Origin of the sequence: Pseudomonas sp. NPDC077408 (assembly GCF_050269105.1) — a bacterium.
Taxonomy (GTDB): Bacteria; Pseudomonadota; Gammaproteobacteria; order Pseudomonadales; family Pseudomonadaceae; genus Stutzerimonas.
Window position 1 is genome coordinate 76,532 of record NZ_JBNNHS010000010.1, and the last position, 14,727, is coordinate 91,258.

Here is a 14,727-nt window from a genome sequence, read left to right on the forward strand (position 1 = left end):
TGTGCAGAGCTCGGCTCTGGACTCTGGGCTTTGACTCTGGCTCAGAGCGCTGGCTTTTAGCATTTGTGGGAGGCCCGCCCCGGGGCGAAGCTTTTGGCGTTCCACAGCTTGAAGACCTCTAGCCCAGAAACGAAAAAACCCGCCGATTGGCGGGTTTTTCTTCAAGGGCCGATCAATTACTTGATCTTGGCTTCCTTGTACATCACGTGCTTACGCACGACAGGATCGTACTTCTTGATTTCGATCTTGTCGGGAGTGGTGCGCTTGTTCTTGTCGGTGGTGTAGAAGTGGCCGGTACCGGCGCTGGACACCAAACGGATCAGGTCACGCATGATAGTTCTCCTTAAACCTTTTCGCCGCGAGCGCGGAGTTCAGCCAGAACGGCGTCGATGCCGCGCTTGTCGATAACGCGCATGCCTTTGGCAGTCAGGCGCAGACGTACGAAGCGGTTCTCGGACTCGACCCAGAAGCGATGATGCTGCAGGTTCGGCAGAAAACGACGACGGGTTTTGTTGTTCGCGTGGGAAATGTTGTTCCCGGTTACCGGACCCTTACCGGTAACTTGACAGACTCTCGACATGCCTCAGCCCTCTAAAACCACATGCCCAACCCGGCATGGGTTGGCCGCTTGAATTCAAATGTCTTTTTGGCGCTCAGCGCCACGTTTCGTTGGGGTCTTACCGGCTACGCGGCAAGCGATGAAACCGGGCCCCTAGAAAAGAGCGCTGCTTTATATCAGAAAGCCCCCCTGGCAACAAGCGCGGTGTAACTTTTAAGCATCGGCGTCTATCGCCTCAATTCCTTCTTAGGCCGCGCCCGGCACGGTCTGCCGGAATACGCCGTTCGTCGCCTTTGTCTTCCCCTCTTTATATAGACCCAACCGCCCACCGGCAACGAGCCGGCCTAACGGGCACATCGGCTTGGGTCATATCGAAGCGGAGCAACCGCGCGTAACGATACAGCACTCATCAGATCCGACCATCAAACCAGCATTGTCAGCGAACTGATGTTTTACTCTGCGGAATGCAGAACCGATATTTTCAGCTATTATGCCTGAATTGGGACAAGCAACCTGGCGATGGCCTGCCCTCGCGGCAGGGCCCGAGCATTCTGTAATGGCCGCCCTGCCGAGCGAAGGGGCGATCTGCTATCGTGCGGCCCCGCAGCCCCACCACTAGACAGACCGACACCACATGAGCGACATCGAAGACACCGATACTCCCAAGGACCGCAAATTCGTCGAAGCGCTATCGCGCGGGCTGGATGTACTGCGTGCCTTCACCCACGGTTCGGTGGTGATGGGCAACCAGGACATTGCGCGTATCACCGGATTGCCCAAACCGACGGTGTCGCGCATGACCTACACCCTGACCAAGCTCGGTTACCTCAGCTACTCGCCGCAGCTGGAAAAGTACCAGCTCGATTCCGGCGTGCTGGCGCTGGGTTATGCCTACGTATCCAACCTGCGCGTGCGCCAGCTGGCCAAGCCATACATGGATGAGTTTTCCCGCCGTACCAACACATCAGTGGGGCTGACCTGCCGTGACCGGCTATCGATGATCTACATCGAGAACTGCCGTCCGGCCGAGGTTTCGACGCTACGCATGGACGCGGGTGTACGCCTGCCCCTGGCCACCACCGCGGCAGGCCGCGCCTTCCTCGCCGCAACCCCGGACAAGGAGCGAGAGCACCTGATGGCCGCGCTGGAAACCAAGTACGGAGACGACTGGGCAACCATGAAGCAATCGTTGGACGGCTCCTTTGCCGAGTTCCGCCAGCATGGCTTCTGCTTGTCGCTCGGCGACTGGGACCGCAACGTGATGGCCGCTGGCGTACCGCTGCATCTGGCCGACGGCAGCATCATGGCGCTGACCTGCGGCGCGCCCTCGTTCCAGCTCAGCGAAGAAACCCTACGCGGCTCGCTGGCGCATCAGCTGGAAATGCTCGCACGCGATATCGAAAGTCTGGGCGTCTGATCGCTTGACTAACGCGCCCGGGCTATCGCGCCGAAGGTGGCCAAGGCAGCTCAGAAGCGCGGATTCAATTGGCATTTACTAGAACGGGTTTTGGCAGATGCGTGGCGGTCACTGCGCCCGGACGCTGGCCCAGGCGATGTCCGCGAGCAGTTCGCGGCAGTCCGCCAACGCAGTGCGCGAGCGCCCGGCCAGCCAGTTACGGGCCAGGTCGTGGCAGGGCCCGATCACTACAGCCAGAAAGCAATCGCCTGGCATCCGGCGAAAGGCACCGCTCTCCCGGTGTCGCCGCAAGATAGCGCTGACCCGCTCGCCATGGGCCTGATTGACCTCGCGCAGCCGTTCACCCATCTCGCCGGCCTCGACTCGCCCGCGGTTATGCAGGACGAAGCGTGCCCAGTCCGGGTTCTCCGCGACCCAATCGATGTAGCTGGTGACGAACAATTTGACGCACGCCTCGGCATCCAGCGTCTCGATCAGCCCGGCCTCCAGCAGCGCGGCGTATTCACCAATGCCCTCCAGGTAAAGCGCAGCGATGATCCGCTCACGGTTGCCGAAATGATGGTAGAGGCTGCCGATACTCGCACCGGAACGGTCTCTGATCATCTCGATGGTGGTCGCCTCCACTCCGAACTCGGTGAAGCAGGCGAGCGCAGCCTGAAGAATTTCTTGCTTGCGACTACTTCGGGCCATCCGATCTCCGACTAGAATAATGTTCTAGAATTAATTTCTGCTGCTCGTATACTGCACCGATCCAGGCATTACAAAAAGACCGGAGAACAGGCATGGCGACGATACAGGCTGAAGCACGCTCGATCGACAACGGTAACGGCCACCAATTGGCGAGCTGCTGGTATCACCCTGAGGGCATGCCACGCGGCGCCGTGCTGATCGCTCCTGCAATGGCGGTGAAACAAGACTTCTATGCCCATTTCGCCAGTTGGCTCGCCAACCAGGGATTTTTGGTGGTGACCTTCGACTACCTCGGCATGGGCCAGTCCTGTCATATCCCTTTACGTCAGCTTGAGGTGGATATTCTCGACTGGGCCCGTCACGACTGCAGTGCCGTGCTGGCCAACGTTGCGGAAGCGGCCGGGGAGCGACCGATCTATTGGATCGGCCACAGCGTCGGCGCGCAAATCCTGCCCCTGGTGCAAGGCCATGAGCGGCTCACCCGCATCGTGACCATCGCTGCAGGCAGCGGTTATTGGCGCGAGAATAGCCCACAGATTCGCCGACAAGCCTGGTTGCTTTGGCATGGATTGGCGCCGCTGCTTACGCCGTTGTTCGGCTACTTTCCCGGTGGGCGTATCGGGGCAGTGGGTGATCTGCCGGCCGGCGTGATCCGCCAGTGGCGTCGCTGGTGCCTGCATCCCGAGTACTTGGTTGGCGTCGAGGGCGAACCCATGCGGCGCGCGTTCGCCGAAGTACAGACGCCACTGACGTCCCTGTCATTTACCGACGACGAGATGATGTCGGCGCGCAATACCGAGTCCTTGCACGGCTTCTACACCGCCGCACCGAAACAGATGCGCCGCATCGCCCCAAACGAAGTCGGCGCCGAGCGCATCGGCCACTTCGGGTTCTTCCGCCGAGCCTTCGCGCCTACGCTCTGGACGGATTATTTGTTGCCGGAGCTCAACTTTGGAAATGATCAGGCGGTTGCGTAAAAGGTGCGTTCGAAACGGTCACGGACCTTGCGCAACCAATGGGGCAAGGTACCGATAGGCACGTCGGCCGCACGTTGAGTCCCTCAACCCCGACTCACCGTTGAGCCGCTGTAGGAGCCAGCTTGCTGGCGATCAAAACCTCCCTGCAGCCCCAGATCGCCAGCAAGCTGGCTCCTACGTAGACATCGACGTAATCCAAACCTAAGCGGTAGGGCGGGCTTCAGCCCACCACCTGCGCCCCGACGATGCGATGAAGCGGAGGGCCGCCCGGCGCGCCATAAGAAAGGATGCCTAAATAGAAGACCGGACCATAGGGCCCGGTCGTGGTGTCTCGATTGGCGCGTCACGCCACCTGCATCAACTTCGCATAGGTCTTCAGGTGATGGTCATCGTCCCCGAACTGATGGGCGATCATCACCAGGCGCTTGGCGTGGTGTGCGAGGTTGTATTCCCAGGTCATGCCGATGCCGCCGTGCAGCTGGATCGCTTCTTCGGCCACCTTGCGCGCGGCGCGGGCGCAGATGTATTTGGCGGCGGCGATGATGCGGCGGCGGTCGTCGTTGTCTTCGCCATCGGCAAAGGTCGCGGCGAGGATCGCCATGCTGGTGGCCTGCTCCAGCTCGGTTTGCATGTCCACCATGCGGTGCTGCAGCACCTGGAACTTGCCGATCGGCACGCCGAACTGCTTGCGCGTCTTCAGGTAGTCGAGGGTCAGCTTGCAGGCCTCGTCCATGCTGCCGAGGGCATCAGCACACTGCGCGGCGATGGCGCGGCCCTGCTGGTAGCGCAGCGCGGGCAGTGCATTGCCGATCTCGCCCAGCACGGCGTCAGCACCGACCTGCACGTTATCGAGGAACAGCTCGCAGCCCTTGCGCCCGTCGATGGTCGGGTAGACGCGGCGACTGACGCCCGGAGCATTCGGATCGACCAGGAACAGGCTGATGCCGGCCTCATCGCGGCTATCACCTGAACTGCGTGCGGAGACGATGATCTTCCCGGCGCTGTGTCCGCCGATCACCACAGCCTTGCGTCCAGATAGGCGATAGCCGCCATCGACCGCCTCGGCCTTGGTCTGCACATCATGAAGGTTGTAGTGGCTCTGCGGCTCCTCGAAGGCCACCGCCAGCTGCAGCGAGCCGGCCGCCACCTGAGGCAGCAGATCCTGTATCTGCGCGTCATTGCCCAGCTGATTGAGCAGCCCGCCGCCGAAGATCACCGATTGCAGGTAGGGCTCCAGCGTCAGGCCTCGGCCCAGCTCGGTCATGACCAGCATGGTTTCCACGCCGCCGCCACCAAAGCCGCCGATCTCTTCGGCAAAGGGTACGGCGGTCAGGCCCAGCTCACCCAGCTGCGACCAGAACTCGGACGAAAAGCCCAGTTCCGACTCGCTGAATTTCTCGCGCTGCTCGAACGGGTAGGCGTCGCGCACCAGGCGCGCCGCGGTGTCTTGCAGCATTTGCTGCTCTTCAGTCAGTTTGAAGTCCATTGCGGTGCCCCCTTACAGCTCGAGAATCATCTTCGAGACGATGTTCTTCTGGATTTCGTTGGAGCCGCCGAAGATCGACAGCTTGCGCATGTTGAAGTAGTCGCCAGCCAGCGACGCGCTGTAGTCAGCGTGCAAGAGGTCGCCTTCGTAATCCAGCTGCAGTTCCTCTTCAAGAAATGGCAACGCATAAGGACCGATGACCTTGCGCAGCAGGCTGGTGATGGCCTGGCGGATCTCGGTGCCCTTGACCTTGAGGATCGAGGATTCGGCGCCGGGCACGCCGCCCTCCTTAGCCGCGGCGAGGATGCGCAGGGTGCTCATCTCGATGGCCATTAACTGCATCTCCACTTCCGCCACCTGGGCGCGGAACAGCGGGTCTTCGAGCATCGGTTTACCGTCGCAGACTTCCTTCATGGCGATGCGCTTGAGGTGCGCCAGTGCGGCCTTCGAGGCGCCGATGCCGGCCAGCCCGGTGCGCTCGTGGGTCAGCAGGTATTTGGCGCAGGTCCAGCCCTGGTTTTCCTCGCCGACGAGGTTCTCCACCGGCACGCGGACGTTGTCGAAGAAGACCTCGTTGACCTCGTGGTCGCCGTCTAGGGTGATGATTGGACGCACGCTGATGCCCGGCGTGCTCATGTCGATCAACAGAAAGCTGATGCCGCGCTGCTGCTGGGCTTCGGGGTCGGTTCGCACCAGGCAGAAGATCATGTTGGCGTGCTGGCCGAGGGTGGTCCAGGTCTTCTGGCCGTTGACCACGTAGTGGTCGCCATCGCGCACGGCGCGGGTCTTCAGGCTTGCCAAGTCGGAACCTGCGCCCGGCTCGGAATAGCCCTGACACCACCAGTCTTCGCCGGAGAGGATGCGCGGCAGGTAGTGGTCTTTCTGCTGCTGGGTGCCGAACTTGATGATCACCGGCGCGACCATGTTGACGCCGAAGGGCACGGTACGTGGCGCGCCAAACTGGGCGCATTCCTCGTCGAAGATGTGTTTCTCGACCGGGCCCCAGGTGGTCCCGCCCAACTCCACCGGCCAGCCCGGCGCGTACCAGCCGCGCTTGACCAGAATCTGCTGCCAGCGCTCGTGGTCCTGCTTGGACATGTGCTTGCCGAGCTTGACCTTGGCGGCGATGTCCGCCGGCAGCTCGTTTGTCAGGAAGGCACGCACTTCATCGCGGAAGGCGAGCTCTTCAGCCGTGTAGTTGACGTTCATTGTTGGATCCTCGATGTCCGATCGGTGTGCAGGCGGGCGGCGCTCATTGCCCGGCCTGCCATTCGGTAAAGGTGCGGCCTTCGGCGGCCAGTTTTTCCAGCAGTGGCGCCGGCTTCCACCAGTCGCCGCAACGTGCGTGCAGTTCCTTGACCCGCGCCAGCACGGTGTCCAGGCCAACGCTGTCGGCATAGAACATCGGCCCGCCACGGAAGGCCGGGAAGCCGTAGCCGTTGAGGTAGATGACGTCGATATCACTGGAGCGCTGGGCAATGCCCTCTTCAAGGATCTTGGCGCCCTCGTTGACCAGCGCGAAGATGCAGCGCTCGACGATGTACTGCTCGTCCAGCGCTCTTCGCTCGATGCCTTTCTCCTGCGATGCAGCTTCCAGCATAGGCGTGAGTTCAGGGTTCTCCAGCGGCGTGCGGTTGCCCGGCTCGTAGCGGTAGTAGCCGGCTCCGGTCTTCTGGCCGAGCATGCCGGCGGCGCAGAGCTTGTCGGAGACGGTGGGGAAATCCAGGTGCGCCGGCAGCGTCGCGCGCTGGCGCTTGCGAATCGCCTGGCCGATGTCGAGACCGGACAGGTCACGCATGGCGAACGGCCCCATGGCCATGCCGAAGTTGCGCAGCGCGCCATCGACCTGTTGCGGCGTGGCGCCCTCCTCCAGCAGGAATTCCGCCTCGCGGCCGTATTGGAAGACCATGCGGTTGCCGACGAAGCCGTCGCACACGCCCACTACCACCGAGACCTTCTTCAGCTGCTTGCCGATGGCCATGGCGGTGGCCAGCACCTCGTGACTGGTCTTGTCGCCGCGCACCACTTCCAGCAGTCGCATGACGTTGGCCGGACTGAAAAAGTGCAGGCCGACCACGTCTTCCGGGCGATTGGTGAAGGCGGCGATAGCGTTCAGATCCAACGATGAGGTGTTAGAGGCGAGGATCGCACCGGGCTTGCATACCGCATCCAGCTGTTCGAACACCTGCTGCTTGACGCCCATTTCCTCGAACACCGCCTCGACCACCACATCAGCATCGGCCAGCGCAGCGTAGTCGGTGGCGCCTTCGACCAGCGCGAGACGCTGCTCCATGACCTCCTCCGTCAGGCTGCCTCGCTTGACGCTCGCCGCATAGGTGTCGCGGGCGCGCTGCAGACCGCGTTGCAGGGCTTCGTCGTTGATCTCGAGCAGCTTCACCGGCACACCGGCATTGGCGAAGCTCATCGCGATGCCGACGCCCATGGTGCCGCCACCGATCACCGCCGCCGTCTTGATCGTGCGCGGCTTCACGTCGGCGGGCAGGTCGTTAATCTTTCCGGCTTGCCGTTCTGAAAAGAATGAATGGATCAGTGCGCCGCGTTGCGGCGAGTTCAGGCACTCGGCGAAGAGTTCGCGCTCACGCTTGAGGCCCTCGGCCAGCGGCAGCTGTGTCGCGGCTTCAACCGCCGCAATGCAGCGCAGCGGCGAGAACAGTCCGGGCATACGCTTGGCGACTTCGGTGTGCTTGGCGCGGATCAGCGCCTCGTTGTCGACGCCTTCGAGACCGTGGGTCTGTTCTCCCGTGCGGCGCGGGCCGCGGCCTTCGTCTACCAGCCGACGTGCATAAGCCAGGCCGGCCTCGCGCAGATCACCCTCGAACAGCTCGTCGACGATGTTGTGCTCGACCGCCTCAGCCGCACTGATCGGCGTGCCGCTGACAATCATGTCCAGCGCCTTCTCGACACCGGCCAGACGCGGTAGCCGCTGGGTGCCGCCGGCGCCGGGCAACAAACCCAGCTTCACTTCGGGCAGGCCGACCTTGGCGTCCTTGCGGGCGATCCGGTAATGACAGCCCAACGCGACTTCCAGCCCCCCACCGAGCGCGGTGCCATGGATGACGGCGACGCTCGGCTTGGTGGAGCCTTCGATAGCTTCGATCACCTCGGGCAGGCTCGGCGCCTGCGGCGGCTTGCCGAACTCCTTGATGTCAGCGCCGGCAATAAAGGTACTGCCTTCGCAAGCCAGCACCACCGCGCGCACCTGGGAATCTGCTTCAGCACTCTGGAATGCCTGCAGCAAACCCTCTCGCACGGCGTGGCCGAGTGCGTTGACCGGTGGATTATTGACCGTGATCAGAGCAATCTCGCCCTGAAGTTCGAGCCGTACGGCGTCCGTCATGGCAGGCCTCCGCTTGTGAAATGATGATTGGAATTGTTATTTCACGGAATCATGTTTCGCACAGCAGAATAGTCGAGTCATTTCCGCATGTCGAGAGACTGGCAACAATCCTCTCGGCTAGCAAGCGCCATAACCGATACAGCGTTCTCGGCATAACTAAAGCCGGGTGTTCCCGCTCTTCTTGCAAAGCCAACTGCAAACGTTAGCGGACCCAGCGCGGCCCATCGCGGCTTGTCGAATTGCCCGACCACCGGGCATAAAAAAGGAGCCTGGCTCCATCGGAGCCGGCTCCTCGTAGCTCAGCGCGTTTTATAACCCCAGGCAGAGGTACTTGATCTCGAGGTAATCCTCGATGCCGTACTTGGAGCCTTCACGTCCCAGACCGGAGGACTTCACCCCGCCAAACGGCGCGACCTCGGTGGAAATCATGCCGGTATTGATGCCGATCATCCCCGACTCGATGGCCTCAGCGACGCGGAACACACGGCCCAGGTCGCGCGCATAGAAGTAAGCGGCCAACCCGAACTCGGTGTCATTCGCTAGGGCGATACCCTCGGCCTCGTCCTTAAAGCGGAACAGCGGCGCCAGCGGGCCGAAGGTCTCTTCCTTCGCCACCTTGGCATCGTGCGGGACGTTGACCATCAGGGTCGGCTCGAAATAGCTTCCGCCCATTTCATGGGCCTTGCCGCCGGTGAGGACCTTGGCGCCATTGGCCACCGCGTCTTCAATATGCTCGCGTACCTTGGCGGCGGCGCGGTCGTCGATCAGCGGACCGATATCGACGCCTTCATCCAGCCCGTTGCCGACCTTGAGCTTGGCCACCGCTGCCTGAAATTTCTCGGCAAACGCGTCATAGACCGAATCCTGCACATAGATGCGGTTGACGCACACGCAGGTCTGCCCCGCGTTGCGGTACTTGGACTGCATGGCGCCCTTCACCGCTTCGTCGAGGTCGGCATCGTCGAAAACCAGGAAGGGCGCATTGCCGCCCAACTCCAGCGAGAGCTTCTTGATGCCCGGCGCGCACTGAGCCATCAGCTTGGCACCGACTTCGGTGGAGCCGGTGAAGCTAAGTTTGCGCACGGTCGGGTTGGCGGTCAGTTCGTCACCGATGTCGCCGGCCGAACCGGTAACAACGCTGAACACGCCCTTCGGGATGCCGGCACGTTCAGCCAGCTCAGCCAGGGCCAGCGCGGAAAATGGCGTCTGGCTGGCGGGTTTGAGCACCATGGTGCAGCCCGCCGCGAGCGCCGGACCAGCCTTGCGGGTGATCATCGCTGCCGGGAAATTCCACGGGGTGATGGCCGCGGTCACGCCAATCGGCTGCTTGATAACGATGATGCGCTTATCTTTCTGATGCCCAGGAATGGTGTCGCCATAGATGCGCTTGGCTTCCTCGGCGAACCACTCGATAAAGGAGGCGGCATAGGCGATCTCGCCCTTCGACTCGGCCAGCGGCTTGCCCTGCTCCAGTGTCATCAGACGACCCAAATCGTCCTGGTTTTCCATCATCAGCTCGAACCAGCGGCGCAACTTCTGCGAACGCTCCTTGGCAGTCAGGTCACGCCAGGCCGGCAGCGCGCGCTCGGCAGCCGCGATGGCGCGGCGCGTCTCGGCAGCACCCATCTTCGGCACGGTGCCAAGAATCTCGTTGCTGGCCGGGTTGTTGACCTTGATGGTCTGGCCGCTATCCGCGTCCTGCCAGGCTCCGTCGATATAGGCCTGCTGGCGGAACAGCGATGTGTCTTTGAGTTGCATGGCAGTCTCCTACGAGCCGGCGGCGCGCGCCGGAAAATGAACCACGGCCCTGAGGCCGTTACGGGCAATTGGCAGTGGAATCCGCCCGACCTAGGTCAGAACGAGGGATGGCCTCGGGGTTCCTGCTGCACGACGGGGCGTTTGAAATCTCGAACGAATGCTAGGCCCGCAGCCTATGAACAGGCAACACCATGTTCGGAAAAATTAACGCGCCATAGCCCAGTCTGATGACCGGCCGGTTCGCCGTCTCACGCCCCGCCCCGTCTGCGACGCGGCCGCCGAAGCGCCATGGACGACCGCAGACGACATGCGTATGATTGCGCCCCGCAACGCACCAGTAGCTCAGCTGGATAGAGTACTGCCCTCCGAAGGCAGGGGTCGTGGGTTCGAATCCCGCCTGGTGCGCCATATCGTTGTATACGAACACCCTACAGAGCCCGCCCCGTGCGGGCTTTGTCGTTTCTAGCTTTCTCCCGTTGTATTCCTCTAGTAAAGCCGCTCCAGTTGGCGCAAAAGAGGTGCAGAGAGCTATTGCCTTGCACCAAAGGGCCGCCTGCCTTTGTCGGTTCTTACAACGAAATCGCCAGATTTCGGCACAAAGCGAAACGCTATCTGTGCACATTGCACAATCGATTAGACAATTACGCAGCTCAAGCGGTTTACCCACAGACTGGCATGGCCGCTGCTAGGGGTATTACTTCACTCAACTGTGGAGTTATGGACATGCCTCACGCCCACCGAGACGACAGCGATTTTCCCTTGAGCGAAGTGCCGATGACGTCCCGCAAAGGACTGTTTTCAACATCGATCATGCTGTTCGGTTTTATGTTCTTCACCGCAACTATGTTTGCCGGCGGGCGCATTGGCATGGCGTTCGACTTCACCACGCTGTTGTGGGCCGCAGTTATCGGCAACTTGTTGCTGGGCCTGTATGCCGCCGCGCTTGGCCTTATCGCCTGCCGCAGCGGGCTCAACTCGGTGCTGATGGGGCGCATCTGCTTTGGCGAGGTGGGCAGCAAACTTTCCGACGTGATCCTTGGCTTCACCCAGGTGGGCTGGTACGCCTGGGGCACGGCGACCATCGCGCTGGTCCTGGTGAAGATTCTCGACCTGCCAGAAAGCCTGACGGTCCCGCTGATGGTGCTGTTCGGCTTCGGCTTCTGCATCACCGCCTTCGTCGGCTACAAGGGCCTGGATCTGCTGTCGCGCTTCGCAGTGCCGGCCATGCTGGTGTTGCTCATCTGCTCGCTATGGATCGCCACCCGCGACGTCGGCGGTCTGGACGCGCTGATGGCCATCGAGCCCAGCGAAAGCATGAGCCTGAGCATGGCGATCACCATGGTGTTCGGCACCTTTGTCAGCGGCGCCACTCAGGCAACCAACTGGACGCGCTTTGCGCGTAATGGCCGCACGGCCGTCCTCGCGAGCCTGATCGGGTTTTTCATCGGCAACGGCCTGATGATCGTTGCCGGGGCCTACGGTGCAATCGTCTATCAGCAGCCGGACGTGGTTGAAGTACTGGTCCTGCAGGGTCTTTCCATGGCCGCCGTGGTGATGCTGTTCCTGAACCTGTGGACGACCCAGGACAACACCATCTACAACTTCGCGGCGGCCGGCTGCAACCTGCTGCGCACCGGACGGCGTCGGCTGGTCACCCTCGGCGGCGCCGCGATCGGCACCCTGCTGGCGATCGGCGGCATGTCCGACATGCTGGTTCCTTTCCTCATTCTGCTCGGCTCGATCATTCCACCCATCGGCGGTGTGATCATGGCGGACTTCTTCTATGCACACCGAGGCCGCTACCCCTTGCTAGCCGAAGCTCGCCTGCCCGCCTTCAACTGGGTCGGGCTCGCGGCCTACTTTGTTGGCGCGCTCAGTGCCTACCTGTCGCCCTGGGTCGCGCCTATTGTCGGGATCCTGGTCGGCGCTCTGGCCTACGTTGTGCTGTTTGAACTGCAGCGCTTGGCGCTGGGCCGAAAAGTGACGTTGGCGCAACCGCGACCATGAGCCTGACTGTGTCGGCAGTCCTCGCGCTTCCGGGGCTGGAAAGCCTGCGCCTGCGTGCAGGCGCAGCCGGCGTAGACAATCCGGTGCGCTGGACGTACGTAGCCGAGAACGAAGGCATCGCCGACTGGGTCATGGGTGGTGAGTTGGTGTTCGTCACCGGCATCAACCATCCACGCGACGAGGCCAACCTGCTGCGCTTGATTCGTGAAGCGCAGGAGCGGGTCGCCGCTGGCGTGGTGATACTGACCGGCGAGGAGTTTATCCACGCGATACCGGAGTCAGTGGTCAGCGACGCAGAACGACTCGGCGTACCGCTGCTGGAACAGCCCTACCAGCTGAAGATGGTGGTGGTCAGCCAGTCGATTGGCACAGCGCTGGTCCAGGAACAGATGCTCGGCCGCTCGCGTGAGCATGTTCTGCAACAGATGCTCGACGGTGACTATCAATCGCTCGAAGGACTCCTGCGGCGAGCCGATAGCCTGCAAATGCCCCTCGCAGCACCGCGTCAGGTAGCCCTACTGAAGCTGCAGGACAGCGAACGACTCTTCACCCAAGCGCCGCCGCACGATGCCGAACGCCGCCTGCAGGCATCTCGACAACTGCTGCAACGCCGGCTGGAGCAGATTCTCATCGAGCTTGGCGAACCCTTACCGCTGGTCTGCCAGGGCGAGCATTGGATAGCCCTGCTGCCGGCTCGCTCAGCCCATGCGTCCCCCAATCGTGAAGTGCTGGCTGCGGCGTTGGATGAGCTCAACAGCACACTAGCGCCCTTGCGGCTCTACGCAGGCGTGAGCGCCAACGGTCACGGCCCCGCGCAGCTTGCCAGCGGGCTGGGGGAAGCGCGCCAGGCTCTGCTGGTAGCTCAATCGTTCCCCGAGCGTCTGGGCCTGTGCTGCTTCAGCGACCTCGGTGTGCTGGAGCTGCTCGGGGCGATCCGGGACCGCAGCCTGCTCGACCGATTCGTCGACAAGGTCCTCGGCGCGCTGATAGGCGATGACTCGCGCCACGAACCGGTGCTGATGCCAACGCTGGAAGCCTGGTTCTACGAGAACGGCAACCTGGCACTCGCCGCCCAGCGGCTGGCTGTGCATCGCAACACGCTCAGCTATCGCATGCAGCGCATCGAAGCGCTGACCGGCTGCTCCTTTAACGATCCACACGACCGCCTGAACGTGGCCGTCGCCTTGATGATCAGGCGACTGTCCTCTCCCCAACCGAACAGGAATACCCCATGAACATCGTCAACGCCCGCTTGCGTGGGAAGGAAGGGCTGTTTCGCGTCGAGCTCGTCGGCGAACGTATCGCGGCGATTAAACCCCAGCCGTCTACCGCAGACGCTGAAGGCGGCGACCTGAACGCCGCTGGCAACCTGGTTACCGGGCCCTTCATCGAGCCACACATTCATCTTGATGCCACCCTAACGGCTGGCGAACCCGCCTGGAACATGAGCGGTACACTGTTCGAGGGCATCGAGCGCTGGGCCGAACGCAAGGCCACGGTCACACATGAGGACACCAAGGCACGGGCGAAGAAAACCATCGATATGCTGGTCGACCATGGCATCCAGCATGTGCGCACTCATGTTGATGTGACCGACCCGACCCTCGCTGCGCTCAAGGCGATGGTCGAAGTTCGTGACGAGGCCCGTCATCTGATCGACCTGCAGATCGTCGCGTTTCCGCAGGAAGGTATCGAGTCCTTTGCCGGTGGCCGTGCATTGATGGAGGAAGCCGTCGCCATCGGCGCGGACGTGGTTGGCGGAATTCCGCACTTCGAAAACACCCGAGAACAGGGCGTCAGTTCGATCAAATTCCTGATGGACCTTGCTGAACGCAAAGGTCTGCTCGTGGATGTTCACTGCGACGAGACGGACGACCCGCAGTCACGCTTCCTGGAAGTGCTCGCCGAAGAAGCCCGCGTGCGCGGAATGGGCACGCGGGTCACCGCCAGCCATACCACCGCGATGGGCTCCTACGACAACGCTTACTGCTCCAAGCTGTTCCGGCTGTTGAAACGGTCGGAAATCAACTTCATTTCCTGCCCGACCGAAAGCATCCACCTGCAAGGACGCTTCGACAGCTATCCCAAGCGGCGTGGACTGACGCGCGTGGCGGAAATCGATCGCGCCGGGATGAATATCTGCTTTGGCCAGGATTCGATCGTCGATCCCTGGTATCCGCTGGGCAACGGCAACATCCTGCGCATCCTCGAAGCCGGTTTGCATATCTGCCACATGCTTGGTTACGAAGACCTGCAGCGAGGCCTCGACTTGATCACCGACAACAGCGCCCGGACCTTGAACCTCGGCGATCGCTACGGCGTCGAGGCAGGTCGCCCGGCTAATCTGCTGATTCTCTCGGCACCGAGCGACTACGAGATGATCCGCACCCAGGGCCATGCCCTGGCCTCGATCCGCAACGGCAAGCTGCTGATGCAACGCACCCCGGCACGCGTTGAGCGCTGTTGAAGCCTGCT

The 14,727-nt window shown here is 62.1% G+C and carries 12 protein-coding genes and 1 tRNA gene; 6 read left to right on the plus strand and 7 right to left on the minus strand.

Annotated features, from left to right (window positions below):
• Positions 1-176: 176 nt before the first annotated feature.
• Both rpmG and rpmB read right to left on the minus strand, forming a co-directional pair.
• Positions 177-332, minus strand: coding sequence for a 50S ribosomal protein L33 (gene rpmG, locus ACQKEK_RS19780; RefSeq protein ID WP_045423166.1), 156 nt, complete (start codon positions 330-332; stop codon positions 177-179).
• 11 nt (positions 333-343) lie between these two features.
• Entirely contained in the window at positions 344-580 is a 237-nt protein-coding gene (gene rpmB, locus ACQKEK_RS19785; RefSeq protein WP_019339373.1) for a 50S ribosomal protein L28, read from the minus strand.
• 613 nt (positions 581-1,193) lie between these two features.
• On the opposite strand from rpmB, the gene ACQKEK_RS19790 reads away from it, so the two are divergent.
• Entirely contained in the window at positions 1,194-1,976 is a 783-nt protein-coding gene (locus ACQKEK_RS19790; protein ID WP_499144142.1) for an IclR family transcriptional regulator, read from the plus strand.
• Positions 1,977-2,084: 108 nt separating this feature from the next.
• On the opposite strand, the gene ACQKEK_RS19795 is transcribed toward ACQKEK_RS19790, so the two are convergent.
• Positions 2,085-2,666: a TetR/AcrR family transcriptional regulator gene (locus tag ACQKEK_RS19795; RefSeq protein WP_499144143.1), complete on the minus strand. Its 582-nt coding sequence runs from the start codon at positions 2,664-2,666 to the stop codon at positions 2,085-2,087.
• Between the two features lie 92 nt (positions 2,667-2,758).
• On the opposite strand from ACQKEK_RS19795, the gene ACQKEK_RS19800 reads away from it, so the two are divergent.
• Entirely contained in the window at positions 2,759-3,643 is an 885-nt protein-coding gene (locus ACQKEK_RS19800; RefSeq protein WP_499144144.1) for an alpha/beta hydrolase family protein, read from the plus strand.
• A 343-nt stretch (positions 3,644-3,986) separates the two neighbouring features.
• On the opposite strand, the gene ACQKEK_RS19805 is transcribed toward ACQKEK_RS19800, so the two are convergent.
• The 4 genes from ACQKEK_RS19805 to gabD all read right to left on the minus strand — a co-directional run bounded on the left by ACQKEK_RS19805 (position 3,987) and on the right by gabD (position 10,245).
• Positions 3,987-5,129: an acyl-CoA dehydrogenase family protein gene (locus ACQKEK_RS19805; protein ID WP_499144145.1), complete on the minus strand. Its 1,143-nt coding sequence runs from the start codon at positions 5,127-5,129 to the stop codon at positions 3,987-3,989.
• A 12-nt stretch (positions 5,130-5,141) separates the two neighbouring features.
• On the minus strand, positions 5,142-6,338 hold the full coding sequence (locus ACQKEK_RS19810) for an acyl-CoA dehydrogenase family protein (RefSeq protein ID WP_499144146.1): 1,197 nt from the start codon (positions 6,336-6,338) through the stop codon (positions 5,142-5,144).
• Positions 6,339-6,381: 43 nt separating this feature from the next.
• Positions 6,382-8,487: a 3-hydroxyacyl-CoA dehydrogenase NAD-binding domain-containing protein gene (locus ACQKEK_RS19815; RefSeq protein WP_499144147.1), complete on the minus strand. Its 2,106-nt coding sequence runs from the start codon at positions 8,485-8,487 to the stop codon at positions 6,382-6,384.
• Between the two features lie 309 nt (positions 8,488-8,796).
• Positions 8,797-10,245: an NADP-dependent succinate-semialdehyde dehydrogenase gene (gene gabD, locus ACQKEK_RS19820; RefSeq protein ID WP_499144148.1), complete on the minus strand. Its 1,449-nt coding sequence runs from the start codon at positions 10,243-10,245 to the stop codon at positions 8,797-8,799.
• 331 nt (positions 10,246-10,576) lie between these two features.
• Between gabD and ACQKEK_RS19825 the strand changes: the two genes are divergently transcribed.
• The 4 genes from ACQKEK_RS19825 (at position 10,577) to codA (ending at position 14,719) form a co-directional block, all read left to right on the plus strand.
• Positions 10,577-10,653: transfer RNA gene (locus ACQKEK_RS19825), tRNA-Arg, on the plus strand.
• 315 nt (positions 10,654-10,968) lie between these two features.
• Positions 10,969-12,252 carry a cytosine permease gene (gene codB / locus ACQKEK_RS19830; RefSeq protein ID WP_499144149.1) on the plus strand — a complete coding sequence of 428 codons (1,284 nt, stop codon included), beginning with the start codon at positions 10,969-10,971 and terminating at the stop codon, positions 12,250-12,252.
• Entirely contained in the window at positions 12,249-13,487 is a 1,239-nt protein-coding gene (locus ACQKEK_RS19835) for a PucR family transcriptional regulator (RefSeq protein ID WP_499144150.1), read from the plus strand. The genes codB and ACQKEK_RS19835 overlap by 4 nt, the downstream gene beginning before the upstream one ends.
• On the plus strand, positions 13,484-14,719 hold the full coding sequence (gene codA / locus ACQKEK_RS19840; RefSeq protein WP_499144151.1) for a cytosine deaminase: 1,236 nt from the start codon (positions 13,484-13,486) through the stop codon (positions 14,717-14,719). The genes ACQKEK_RS19835 and codA overlap by 4 nt, the downstream gene beginning before the upstream one ends.
• The last annotated feature ends 8 nt before the right edge of the window (positions 14,720-14,727 follow it).

Bases quoted from the DNA above. Each gene is read 5' to 3' on its own strand.
- ACQKEK_RS19815 (WP_499144147.1), bottom strand. From the start codon at position 8,487: ATGACGGACGCCGTACGGCTCGAACTTCAGGGCGAGATTGCTCTGATC.
- gabD (WP_499144148.1), bottom strand. From the start codon at position 10,245: ATGCAACTCAAAGACACATCGCTGTTCCGCCAGCAGGCCTATATCGAC.
- ACQKEK_RS19805 (WP_499144145.1), bottom strand. From the start codon at position 5,129: ATGGACTTCAAACTGACTGAAGAGCAGCAAATGCTGCAAGACACCGCG.
- ACQKEK_RS19835 (WP_499144150.1), top strand. From the start codon at position 12,249: ATGAGCCTGACTGTGTCGGCAGTCCTCGCGCTTCCGGGGCTGGAAAGC.
- rpmG (WP_045423166.1), bottom strand. From the start codon at position 332: ATGCGTGACCTGATCCGTTTGGTGTCCAGCGCCGGTACCGGCCACTTC.
- ACQKEK_RS19790 (WP_499144142.1), top strand. From the start codon at position 1,194: ATGAGCGACATCGAAGACACCGATACTCCCAAGGACCGCAAATTCGTC.
- rpmB (WP_019339373.1), bottom strand. From the start codon at position 580: ATGTCGAGAGTCTGTCAAGTTACCGGTAAGGGTCCGGTAACCGGGAAC.
- ACQKEK_RS19795 (WP_499144143.1), bottom strand. From the start codon at position 2,666: ATGGCCCGAAGTAGTCGCAAGCAAGAAATTCTTCAGGCTGCGCTCGCC.
- ACQKEK_RS19800 (WP_499144144.1), top strand. From the start codon at position 2,759: ATGGCGACGATACAGGCTGAAGCACGCTCGATCGACAACGGTAACGGC.
- ACQKEK_RS19810 (WP_499144146.1), bottom strand. From the start codon at position 6,338: ATGAACGTCAACTACACGGCTGAAGAGCTCGCCTTCCGCGATGAAGTG.
- codA (WP_499144151.1), top strand. From the start codon at position 13,484: ATGAACATCGTCAACGCCCGCTTGCGTGGGAAGGAAGGGCTGTTTCGC.
- codB (WP_499144149.1), top strand. From the start codon at position 10,969: ATGCCTCACGCCCACCGAGACGACAGCGATTTTCCCTTGAGCGAAGTG.